This window comes from Alphaproteobacteria bacterium, from assembly GCA_016699735.1.
In the GTDB taxonomy this organism is placed as follows: Bacteria; Pseudomonadota; Alphaproteobacteria; order Micavibrionales; family Micavibrionaceae; genus JAGNKE01.
In genome coordinates this window covers 1,651,409-1,663,198 of record CP065008.1, presented here as the reverse complement: position 1 = coordinate 1,663,198, position 11,790 = coordinate 1,651,409, and the positions used below count along the sequence as shown (strand labels likewise).

General features: G+C 54.1%; 10 protein-coding genes. 5 read left to right on the top strand and 5 right to left on the bottom strand.

What is annotated here, in order from left to right; genetic code table 11:
- Positions 1-17: 17 nt before the first annotated feature.
- The 4 genes from IPN28_08170 to IPN28_08155 all read right to left on the bottom strand — a co-directional run bounded on the left by IPN28_08170 (position 18) and on the right by IPN28_08155 (position 4,201).
- Positions 18-839: a hypothetical protein gene (locus tag IPN28_08170; protein QQS56272.1), complete on the bottom strand. Its 822-nt coding sequence runs from the start codon at positions 837-839 to the stop codon at positions 18-20.
- 122 nt (positions 840-961) lie between these two features.
- The gene (locus tag IPN28_08165; GenBank protein QQS56271.1) at positions 962-1,378 is read right to left on the bottom strand and encodes a nucleoside triphosphate pyrophosphohydrolase family protein; all 417 of its coding nucleotides are present in this window, start codon (positions 1,376-1,378) and stop codon (positions 962-964) included.
- 11 nt (positions 1,379-1,389) lie between these two features.
- Positions 1,390-3,453 carry an NADH-quinone oxidoreductase subunit G gene (locus tag IPN28_08160; GenBank protein QQS56270.1) on the bottom strand — a complete coding sequence of 688 codons (2,064 nt, stop codon included), beginning with the start codon at positions 3,451-3,453 and terminating at the stop codon, positions 1,390-1,392.
- Position 3,454: 1 nt separating this feature from the next.
- The gene (locus tag IPN28_08155) at positions 3,455-4,201 is read right to left on the bottom strand and encodes a hypothetical protein (protein QQS56269.1); all 747 of its coding nucleotides are present in this window, start codon (positions 4,199-4,201) and stop codon (positions 3,455-3,457) included.
- Between the two features lie 100 nt (positions 4,202-4,301).
- On the opposite strand from IPN28_08155, the gene IPN28_08150 reads away from it, so the two are divergent.
- The 5 genes from IPN28_08150 (at position 4,302) to IPN28_08130 (ending at position 10,506) form a co-directional block, all read left to right on the top strand.
- On the top strand, positions 4,302-7,214 hold the full coding sequence (locus IPN28_08150) for a phosphoribosylformylglycinamidine synthase (protein ID QQS56268.1): 2,913 nt from the start codon (positions 4,302-4,304) through the stop codon (positions 7,212-7,214).
- Positions 7,214-8,041 (top strand): phosphoribosylformylglycinamidine synthase subunit PurQ, encoded by an 828-nt coding sequence (locus tag IPN28_08145; protein QQS56267.1) that lies wholly within the window; start codon positions 7,214-7,216, stop codon positions 8,039-8,041. Before IPN28_08150 ends, IPN28_08145 begins: the two co-directional genes overlap by 1 nt.
- Positions 8,042-8,170: 129 nt before the next feature.
- The gene (locus IPN28_08140) at positions 8,171-9,697 is read left to right on the top strand and encodes a hypothetical protein (protein ID QQS56266.1); all 1,527 of its coding nucleotides are present in this window, start codon (positions 8,171-8,173) and stop codon (positions 9,695-9,697) included.
- 107 nt (positions 9,698-9,804) lie between these two features.
- A complete protein-coding gene (locus IPN28_08135; protein QQS56265.1) occupies positions 9,805-10,089 on the top strand; it encodes a hypothetical protein in 285 nt (94 codons plus the stop codon).
- A gap of 69 nt (positions 10,090-10,158) precedes the next feature.
- Positions 10,159-10,506, top strand: a complete 348-nt coding sequence (locus IPN28_08130) for a hypothetical protein (protein ID QQS56264.1) — start codon at positions 10,159-10,161, stop codon at positions 10,504-10,506.
- On the opposite strand, the gene nuoF is transcribed toward IPN28_08130, so the two are convergent.
- Positions 10,507-11,790 carry an NADH-quinone oxidoreductase subunit NuoF gene (nuoF, locus tag IPN28_08125; protein ID QQS56263.1) on the bottom strand — a complete coding sequence of 428 codons (1,284 nt, stop codon included), beginning with the start codon at positions 11,788-11,790 and terminating at the stop codon, positions 10,507-10,509.

The following is an 11,790-nucleotide window of genomic DNA, read 5'->3' as shown; positions in this document are numbered from 1 at the left end:
GCTTAGATCCTCCTGTCTTAAGTGCCCGCACCGCTGGTGCCTACTCCGAAGGAAGGAGGGGATCTTTGAACTCCTAACTGGGTCAACTCATATTGCGGGTCAGATTGTGCAGGACCGCGCGGCTGGCCGGTATCCATATTGATCCCGAACATTTGCGAGATCATAGCTGCGAGGACGACGAAAGCCGCTACCTTTGCCTGGTCGTTGAAATTGGATGAGGTCTCTCCGCCTGCGGATTGATCGGTTCCTGTATTGCCGGTGCCGTTGATCAGATTCATGAAGGCCAGATCGTTTGTTGCACCATTCTGGTCGGTCCGGCCATTCTGCCCCTGTCTGGCCTGACTCGATGCCAGCATGGTACTGTTGCGCGCATCCAGATTCGGGGTGTAGTGAATTCCGTCCATGGTTTTATGGAGGCTGGGGTGGACGTATACGCCGACGAAATTCTGCGGGACCGTTCCGCCCCAGTTGTCGCGGGCCTTGTCGGAGACGTATTGACGGCGTCCGTTGACATCCACGGTGGCGATTTCGACGTGGCCGAATTCGGTTCCGCCGCCCTTGCCTCTAGAGTTGGCGCTGCGGTCGTAGAGCAGGACAGATCCGGGCGGCGCGTCCTCGGGCCTTACGCCTTCAAGTTTAATCCAGCCGTTTTGAGGCAATGAACTTTTCCAAGTGTAGGCATCGCCGCGCTGGCAGCCCAAACCGACGTGCTCCAGAAGATTTGCCACGCCCTTGGCGCAATAGCCGCCGCCCGCGTCATCGACACGTGATTTTTGCAGAAAAACACTGCTTAGAAGATAGGGGTCTTTTGTTACGCCTGAAGATCTGCCCGTAGTCACCTTAATTCACCCAATACGCTGTTTTGTCAGCTTTTATTGTTGTTACCACAGCCCCATGATGCAATAAAATATTAAAAACTGCAAATAAAAAGGATATTACTGCGTTTTCAGTCTCTTACAGGTTACTCGGCGGCGTCGGGAATGTCGGATTCGAGGAATTTTTTGAGGTCCGGCTGATAGAAATTCGGCCCCTTGAGAATCTTGCCGTCACTTTCACGGACGATCGGCTTACCGTCTTCGCCCAGCTTGCTCATGTTCGAGCCGTGGACTTCGGCGAAGGCGATTTCTTTAAGATGATGCAAGCCGAAGGACAGGAAAGCGCCATCCAGCACATATTGCAAGTCGATCAGGGCATCGAGGGTTTCGAGGATATCGCCCGTGGCCAAAGCCTCTCTCAACTCGTCCAACTCTTCCGCAAGGAGGTTGATCCTCAGGGCATTGGTTTTGGGGTCGGAAACGTCCGGCCTTAAACGCACAGGAAGGCCATAGGTTTCGTGAAATTCCTGCACCTGCTGCAAGGTCGTGCGGCTTTTTTTCATGGTTTTTCCCCTTACTCTGCGGCTTCTGACAGTCTGTGGTTGTGGACGAAGGCGTCCGTACATTCGTGCATTGTTTTCGAGGCCCGGCAGATAGAATTGCTCAGGTAGTAATCATAAGTGTAGGCCGCAAAGGGGTCTTTAAGCGTTTTTCCCTTTTCGCCGAATTTGCTCCACTTGGCGGGCGTTACCTGTTCCATATTTTTAAATACGGGCCATTCGCCGCGAATCCGGTCACGGAGTTCGAGCAGCGTATTATAAGGCAGAGTGGCCCCTAGCTCTTCGGAGAGCGCCCTTATAATTTTCCAATCCTCACGCGCCTGTCCCGGCGGGGAAACCGCCTTTCTGCCAAATTGTGGGCGACCCTCGGTATTGACGTAGGTGCCGTCCTTTTCCGTATAAGCTGCACCGGGGAGAATCAGGTCCGCCCGTTCCGCCCCCTGATCGCCGTGATGCCCCTGATAGATGACAAAAGTTTTCCAACCGATGTTGACACGGGCGTTGAATTCGTCGCTGCCCAGAAGATAAAGAGCCTTGATCGATCCGTCTTTTGTTCCAGCAATAATGTTACGGAAGTCGCGGCCTTTTTTCTGAGGGACAAAACCGATTTCAAGAGCGCCAACACGTGAGGCTGCTTGATGCAGCACGTTAAAGCCGTTCCATTCCTTCGTCACAATTCCCAGTTTTTCCGCAGAATCGAACAGCATCTGGTGCAGGGCCATGCCATCGTCGCGGCGGAAGATTGAGGCGCTGACGATCATCATCGGCTTTTTGGCCGGGAGCTTTCCGGCAAATTCCTTGGTGAACGATTCAATATCCGCGGGTCCGGTGCCGTAATGGTCATAGGGATAGGTCAGGTCTGCCCCCTGCCCGATCATGACGACCTTCACGCGGCGCTCCAGCCAGGCGCGGCGAATGCGGGCGTTGATCATCGTGGCTTCATAACGGGGGTTCGTTCCGATCAGGATGATGAGATCGGCTTCGTCGATGCCTGCGATTGTGGAATTGAAGAGATAGCCTGCCCGCGTGTCCACATCAAAATGTGCGTTGTCGGTGCGGCAATCCATATGCGGGCTACCGAGTTTTTCCATGAGGTCTTTGAGAGCAACCATCGATTCGACATCCGCCAAATCGCCGGCCAGAGCAGCGATATTATCGCCTTTAAGGTCGCTCAATTTTTCGCGGATATGCGCGAAGGCCTCCGGCCAAGAGGTTTCCACGAGTTTTCCGGTGGCTTCGCTGCGGATATAGGGGCGATCGAGGCGCTGTCGGTTTAAGCCATCATAAGAAAAGCGCGTTTTATCGCTGATCCATTCCTCGTTGATGCCCTCATTCAAGCGGGGAAGAATCCGCATGACCTCTCGGCCTCTTGAATCGACGCGGATGTTCGAGCCGACCGCGTCGTGAACATCCACGCTTTCGGTCTTGCGGAGTTCCCATGAGCGGGCCTTGAAGGCGTAGGGTTTGGAAGTCAGTGCGCCGACCGGGCAGACGTCGATCAGGTTGCCGGAGAGCTCGGTTTGCACAAGCTGGTCGATGAAAGTTCCGATTTCCGCGTCCTCGCCACGGTTAAGCTGCCCCAAAACGGGCGTTCCGGCGATTTCCTCGGCAAAGCGGACGCAGCGCGTACAGTTGATGCAGCGGGTCATCACGGTCTTGACCAGCGGCCCGAGTTCCTTGTCGGTCACGGCGCGTTTATTCTCGTGAAAGCGGGAGCGGTCGAAGCCGTAAGCCATCGCCTGATCCTGCAGATCGCACTCTCCACCCTGATCGCAGATGGGGCAATCCAGCGGGTGATTGATGAGCAGCATTTCCATCACCCCCTTGCGGGCCTTTTTAACGACATCGGTGTCTGTGCGAACGATCATGCCGTCGCCGCAGGCCATGGCGCAGGAGGCCACAGGTTTGGGGGGGCCGCCCTCGACCTGCACCAGACACATCCGGCAGTTGGCCGGGACGGAAAGCTTGTCATGGTAACAGAAGCGCGGGACTTCTATACCCAGTTGCTCGGCGGCCTGCAGGATGCTTGTTCCGGCTGCGACTTCGATTTCCATTCCGTTGATCGTTACTTTGGGCATATTATCCGCCTCTATAGACTTTCATTATTTTACCGGACCATTTGTGGATTTTGACCTGCGGTGACATATTTTCGCACGAATCCTTCTGGGATTCGCAGGGCGATTTTCCAGCAATATGCCATACGTCCTCCTCATAGTCAGAGCCTTCTTCTTTTTGCTCGATGAGTTTTGCCGTATAGGGAACGTGTTTCGAGACCGCTTCTTTTCCGTACACCGGAATCATCGCTTTAAAAGCAAGGTAAATCGCGGTTTCTTCATCGGGGACAGGCGCCTTCGGCAACCCTTTGTTGTCGGGGTCCAGCATATTACGAAGCAAAATTAAATTGTAAAGATTGGTTTCGGCCTTGGTCTGATCCTCGACCTGCCAGATGGGGATTGTTCCACCCGTGTGCGATACCTTTTCGCCGTCATTCATAAAAATCAGGAGTTTTGCTCCCTTTTCCTGCTTACCCAAACCGCACCAGCCGGTGTCAAAGATTACGTCCGTCAATCCGTTAAATTCGTTCTTTTCATCAAAACCCTTAAAGGCCTCATTCACACGAACCTTGTAACTTCCCTTTTCATCCGGCCCTTCCTCTACTGTTCCTAGAAAAACCTTACTGTGTTCATTGTAATAAGCGTAGGTGCTTTTGGGCAGGAAACTGCAGGCCTGAACAGGGCTGGATATGGATAAGATCACTGAAAAACAGGCGAGGGCAAAAACCAACTTGTTAAGGGGATTTAGCTTCTTCGGGTCAGGCATCGGCATAAAATTTTCCAGATGAATATTGAAAAGTGCCTCGGAGTACTATTTAATCTGCGCGGTACGGAAGATCAACAGTTACTTGGCAATTCTCACGCCTGATTATATGGCATATCGCATCGAAGTCCTAGGGCATGAAGAAGACGGGCGGAGCCTCCGCATCCGCAAGGCACTCGGTAGCAAAGACCCAAATGTTCGGGTCAGGATCGTTGATGTCTATACTTCCGAACATCCTTATGCCGCGCAGGACGGCTTTGCCCAGAGTCTGGCGAATCCTGTCGTACAGGCGGTCAATCAGCCCTTCGAGGATTTCGACTGGGCGCTGGAGATCGGCTTCCTGCCCGGTGTGACCGACAATATCGGGCATACTGCGAGTGAGTTGATCCAGCTTGGCGCGGCCAATCAAAACAAAGAACAGGCCGTCTGTTATTCTTCCCGCCTTTACCTGATTAAAGGCGACTTTAAACAGGCAGAGATCGAGGCGCTGGCCGGAGAGCTTTCAAACCGCCTGATTCAGCGGGCGACCATTAAAAGCCTCAAGGATTATCAGCGTGACGGTGGGATGGGTATTGTTCTGCCCAAAGTGCATCTTGATAACAAAGGGGCGGTGGCGGATGAGGTGAATCTTTCCCTTTCCGATGCGGAGCTTGTGAAGATCGGGAAGCAGGGTATTGCCAATCTTGACGGGTCACGGCGAGGGCCGCTGGGATTGTCGCTTTTATATATGCAGGCGATCCGCGATTACTTTAAGAAAAAGGGCCGTAAAGCCAAAGATATCGAACTGGAGACTCTGGCGCAGACGTGGTCGGAGCATTGCAAGCATACGATTTTTTCTTCACCGATTGATGATGTCAAAGACGGGCTGTACCGCCATTACATCAAGCGTGCGACTATGGAAATCCGTGAAAAGCGTGGGCGTGAGGATATCTGCGTTTCCGTGTTTTCGGATAATGCGGGCGGGATTATTTTTGATGACGATTACCTGATCTGCGACAAGGTTGAGACTCACAATTCCCCGTCGGCTCTTGACCCTTTCGGCGGGGCGATCACGGGAATCGTCGGGGTGAACCGCGACTGCATGGGGTTTGGGCTGGGGGCCAAACCTGTCATCAACCGCTATGGGTTCTGTTTTGCCGATCCGCGCAAGAATACGGGCTATACGCGTGATTCGAGGGGTGCTGACCCTATGCTCTCCCCGGCTCAGATATTGAACGGCGTGGTCATGGGCGTTGAGTCAGGCGGGAACTGTTCAGGCATCCCTACTCCCCAAGGGTTTGTATATTTCGATGACCGTTTTGCCGGAAAGCCGCTGGTGTTTGTTGGCACCGTCGGGTTAATTCCTAGAGAAATCAATGGGAAGCCCTCGCATATCAAGAAGGCTCGACCGGGGGATAAGATCGTCATGGCCGGGGGGCGCGTCGGGCGGGACGGGATTCACGGGGCGACTTTTTCCTCCGTGGCTCTGGATGAGGGGTCTCCCGCTACCGCGGTGCAGATTGGTGACCCGATCACACAGAAAAAAATGTCGGACGCCATCGTCAAGGAAATCCGAGGCAAGGGCTGGTACACGGCCATTACGGATAACGGCGCTGGTGGCCTGTCCTCTTCGGTCGGGGAGATGGCGGGGCAGTCGGGCGGGTTTCATGTCGAGTTGGAGCGGGTGCCTCTGAAATACCCGGGTATGGCGCCTTGGGAAATCTGGATCTCGGAATCACAGGAACGGATGACTCTGGCCGTGCCGCCGGAGCATACAGGGGAACTCATCGCTTTTTTGGCCAAGCGCGGCGTGGAAGCCTCCGTCATCGGCACTTATACGGATTCAGGGCAGGCGCAGGTCACCTGGCATGGAGAAACGATCATGGACCTCGATATGGAGTTTCTGCATGACGGAGTGCCGGAAACACCCCTGAAGACAACCTTCACTCGCGGTGGGGAGCCTGAGCCGAGGCTGCAAGAGCCGACGGATTATGGGTCTGTTCTGCTGGCAATGATGGGGCGGCTTAATATCTGTTCCAAAGAATTCATCGCCACGCAATACGATCATGAGGTGCAGGCCGGATCGGTTCTCAAGCCCCTGCAGGGTCCGGGGAGGGTTTATGCGGATACCAGTATTACAAAGCCGGTCCTTAATTCGCCTAAAGGCGTTGTTCTGTCGCAGGCGCTGTTCCCGCGCTATAGCGATATCGACACGGCGGCGATGGCGGCGGCGGGACTGGATATGGCGGTGCGGAACGCGGTTGCGGCGGGGGCCGATCTCAAGCATCTCGCCTTGCTGGACAATTTCTGCTGGTGCTCCTCGGACGAGCCGGAGCGGCTGGGGCAGCTTAAACGGGCTGTTGAGACCATTTACGATCTGGCCGTTAAGTATGAGACGCCCTTCATCTCCGGCAAGGACAGTATGTTTAACGATTTCAAGGGGTATGATTCTTCTGGAAAGCCCGTCAAGGTTTCCGTACCCCCTACCCTGCTGATTTCCAGCATCGGAGTTATACAAGATATCCGTAACTCCATTTCCCTGTCGCCCAAGGCTACTGGCGATCTGGTCTATCTGCTGGGGGCCACCAAAAACGAGCTGGGCGGGTCGGAATATTACGATTACCTTGGGTATCTCGGGTCTAACATGCCGGAGACAGACGGACACCAGAATTTGCGACTTTACAAACTTTACGGCCGTGCAGCGCGGGATCGTTTGATTGCCTCCGCCCTTCCTGTCGGCCTTGGCGGGTTGGCGGTTACACTGGCCAAGAAGGCGATCGCCGGTCAAATGGGTCTGGATATTGCTTTACCTGATGCAGGACTTTCGAAGGCTGCAATGTTGTTTTCGGAGAGCACGGGGCGGATTGTCGTGACGGTCGCTCCGCAAAAACGCAAGGAATTCGAACGGAACTTCAAAGGTTACGAACACTGCGCCCTCATTGGCAGCGTCGCCTATAGCGAGAATATGATTATCCGCGATCATCTTAAGGTCAAAGTTTCGGAACTGGACGAGGCTTATAAAGCGCCTCTGCGGGGGTATTGATGAGCGCGAACGTCCTTGTTTTGAGCGGATATGGCCTGAATTGCGAGGATGAGACCCTGCAGGCATTCGAATATGCAGGGCTGAAGGGGACGATCCGGCATATCAACGATTTGATCGAGAATCCCGGCGAATTAAACAATGTCGAGGTTCTTGTCGTGCCTGGGGGCTTTTCCTACGGCGACGACACTGGATCGGGTAATGCCTTTGCCCAGAAAATGAAGTTGGCGCTTTGGGAGAAGCTGCGGCGATTCGTTGAGCGGGATACGCTGACGCTCGGTATCTGCAACGGGTGCCAGATCGTTGCAAACCTTGGCCTGATTCCCGCTTTGGATAAAAAATACGGGGAAAGGCTTGTGGCCGTGACCTATAATATTACGGCGCGGTACCAGTGCCGCTGGATCGATCTGCAGGTGAATCCTGCCAACACGTCCCCTTGGTTGGTCGGTGGCGGGCGGATGCACGTCCCTGTCGCGCATGGCGAGGGGCGGTTCATGATGGATGAGAGTCTTCTCAAAAAGTTGCAAAACGCCAATCAAGTCGCCCTTAGCTACATTAAGCCCGATGGGCGAGCTGCACAAGGCGAATTTCCTTTCAATCCCAACGGGTCCGTGGCGGATATCGCCGGGATGACCGACGAATCGGGTCGTGTTCTTGCCCTCATGCCCCACCCGGAACGGGGGATGTTTACCTGGCAGCGCGATGATTACCATGAGTTGAAATATATGGCTGAGCGGGAAGGGCGTAGCCTCCCCGAAGAAGCTGATGGGATCAGGATTTTCCGCAATGCGGCGGCGCATTTCGGGGGCAAGTTGAAGAAATCGGCTTGAATTGGGGGTGTTTCGCCCGCTCCTTATAGAAATAAAAAACTGGCAACTCTTGTCCAAATTCGTTATATTGTCCCTAAGTACCAAAGGTACATAAACAAATATAGCGGTGAAATTTAGGGTGATCTTTTCATGGCGGGTGCAGTCCTAAAATACATAGATGATGTTGCAGACCTTATAAAAGGCGCTAAGGGCGCTGATGAGGTTATTAAGTATCGCCGCGTTCTAAACGAAATGGATGCGGAGCTTGCTGAGGTTATCACTCGCGGTGGAGACTCTCAGGCGGTTGATCGATTTATCCGCGAGGCAATAGAGTCCGGTGATGAAGTCAAGGCCACCCTCTTCCGTATGCCGGAGGTACAGAATTCACTTAGATTGAGCAGAAGTAGAGCTTTGTTCAAGGCCGACTTTGATCAGGCTCGAACCGCTCAAAGGCCTGTTAACATTGAGGAACTACGTGTGAAGCACGGGCTTGAAGCCCGTGATGGGGAATTTCTGGCTGCAAAAGTAACCTTGGAGCAAGGAGGATTATCGACACGTCAGAGATATATGATGGAGCATCAACATACCTTCGATTTTGCGGCCAAGAATTATGCGCGTCTCCGTGAACTTTCTGACAACGCCGGCGTGATGAAAGTTCCTCTTTATCTAACTGCGCAGGGTTTTCGTTTTGCTACTAGTTCCGTTGGCCTTATTACTACTGTTGCTGGTACTGGCTATCTTGCCCATGCTGCAAGCGGCGGTTGGACGACTGAAAAGGTCGCGGAGGCAACCTATGCAAGCTTAGAGGCCTCTGCCAGAGCTGTAAAAGATATCTCGCCTGAATTGGCGGATGCTCTTATGAAGGCTGCTCCTGGCGCTGCTGACTTGGCCTTGGCTTTCGTACAAGCCCCGATTGAGATGGCCGAGATTTATGTTAAAGAAGGTAACAGACGTTATAACTGGGGCTGGGACGAGCGGAAGATCGGCATGACCTCGCAGGCTCTCAGTGGGCATTGGGTCGGAGTGGCTCTTGCCTCTCAGAATATTAATCTGGACCCTCGAGAAATTACAAGAATAATGGGTGAAGCACAGTCCAAGCCACAAGGGCAGAGAACGGATTTTATTGTGGGAGAAGTCAGTCGGATAAGTGGACGGAGCCGTGAGGATATTCATAAGTTTATCGGCCAGAAACCCCAGGTTATCGATACAACTGGTATGACACCGCAGCAAGTGGCAGAGCTTGAGCGAACAAATGGCGCTGGCCAGAATGGCACCCTTCCTGGTGCGGCTGCTGTGGCTGCTACACCTGGCGTTATCGACCGTGCTAGAGCTGCTTTGGGACGGAGAACTGAAGGTTTAAGGGATGCAGTCCACGGAACGGTCGATCAAGCCTCCGAGGTGGTCCGTATCGGTCGGTTAAGCGGTAGCGGTCTGGTTGCAGAGTTTAACAAGGTGGCCGATGAAAAAGGCCTGAGTTGGTTCAGTTCCCCGCAGATGTTTATGATCAAGCTGATGGACAGCATCGGTTTTGACTTCTTCGGGCTGAACAATATGCTGAAAAAGCAGGTTTTGCTCGATAACGTCAAAACGCAGTTCGGCGACCAATTCGGCGTTCTTGCGCGTAACGGCCAAAACCTCAATCTGGATAATACCGCACCCGCGCCCAGCGGTGGCTGAGAGTCTTTTACTCATGTCTCTAGGCTTTTTTAAAAAAAGTCTGTTATCATCGCGGTATGTTCGAGGTATTCAAAAAAGCCAACCAACGGCTGTCTATCAGAGGTGAAGTGCTCATCGATATTTATGCCAGTACTGAAGTTAACGGTTTGGCGATCCTCATTGACCGCCCTTTTCAGAAGAAGCTGCAGAAGCTGGAACTGGATAGGAAAGACAACCATTTGATCTTTGTTTTCGATGCGGAAAAAAAAGATCTGGGGGTTCCGCTTAAGGACGATCTTGTTCCGTTTTTTCTGGAGCGCGAGCACATCAAGTTCAACATTATGGATAAGCAGACGCTGACGCTCCAGGAGAGCTTCATGGTTCCGCTCAGTATTCTTAATGCCCCGAAATGATTCTCACTTGACATATTGGCGATTTTTCCGGTCTCTTAGGGCGGTATTAAATCTATAAGGAGTGTTCGTATGCCTATCGATTCTGTTGCCCAGCCTTTTGTTCATGCTACAGGCGTGAATATAAAGACCGGGACTCATGGTTTTACACGGGCGCTCCATGACGAGCATATCGCCCCTCAGGAGGCCAAGAGTCTGGCGGAAATTGCCGCCCGAAACTTCCTGACCACCAACGCGCAGGATTTGCGAAGCAAAGGATTTAATGATCCTGCCGCCGTCCTGTTTGCGGAGGAGAACGGGAGTGTCGGTTTTGTTGTCGTGGACTCGCACCGCCGTAACGGCGCATCGGAAGCCAAAGCGCTTTTCCCTGACGGCGCCGAAAAACTCGGATCGACAATTTTTATGCCGACCGGGTATTAATCAGGCCGCCTGTTTACGGTATTCGATGATCCGGCGTTCCATTTCCGGGCGGAAGTGCTTGATCAGCCCCTGCACCGGCCATGCGGCGGCGTCGCCGAGCGCACAGATGGTGTGGCCCTCGATTTCTTTCGTGACCTCATAGAGTTGGTCGATTTCATCGACCGTGGCGCGGCCATCGACCATGCGGGTCATGACGCGCCAGAGCCAGCCCGTACCCTCGCGGCAGGGGGTGCATTGGCCGCAGCTTTCGTGCATATAAAAGCGCGAGAGTCGTGCAATCGCCTTGACGATGTCCGTGGATTTGTCCATCACGATAACGCCCGCCGTTCCGAGGCCCGTGCCGACCTCGCGCAGGGAGTCGAAATCCATTTTCACGGTTTCGCAGATTTCCTTGGGTAGCAACGGGGTCGAGGAGCCGCCGGGAATGATGGCGAGCAAATTATCCCAGCCGCCGCGGACGCCGCCGCAGTGATGTTCGATCAACCCCTTCAGCGGGATGCCCATGACCTCTTCGACGTTGCAAGGCTGGTTGACGTGACCGGAGATGCAGAACAGCTTCGTGCCGGCGTTTTTCTCGTTCAGGCCGAGTTTGGCGAACCACCCTGCCCCGCGTCTTAAAATGGTCGGGACGACCGCGATGGTTTCGACGTTGTTCACGGTCGTCGGGCAGGAATAGAGGCCCGCCATGGCCGGGAAAGGCGGCTTGTTGCGCGGCTGGCCCTTGTTGCCTTCAAGGCTTTCGATCAGCGCGGTTTCCTCGCCGCAGATGTATGCGCCCGCGCCGCGATGAACGATGACATCGAAATCCCAGCCCGAATCGGCGGCATTCTTTCCCAGAAGCCCGGCGTCGTAGGCTTCCTCGACCGCCTTCAGCAGTTCGGAACTTTCATGGAAAAACTCGCCGCGCACGTAGATAAAAGCGGTATGTGCGCCCATGGCGAAACCAGCGATCAGAGCGCCCTCCAGAAGCTTGTGCGGGTCATGGCGCAAAATTTCTCGGTCCTTGCAGGTTCCGGGCTCGGATTCGTCCGCGTTGATGACCAGATAGGACGGGCGGCCATCGGGGGACTCCTTGGGCATGAAGGACCATTTGAGGCCCGTCGGAAACCCCGCCCCGCCGCGCCCGCGCAGGCCGGAGGCTTTCATTTCGGCGATGATGCCGTCGCGGCCCTTGGCGATGATATCCTTCGTATTATCCCAGTCGCCGCGTTTTTGCGCCGCCTTGAGAGAGAAGGATTCCCAGCCGTAGATATTGGTAAAAATTCTGTCCTTGTCGTCGAGCAT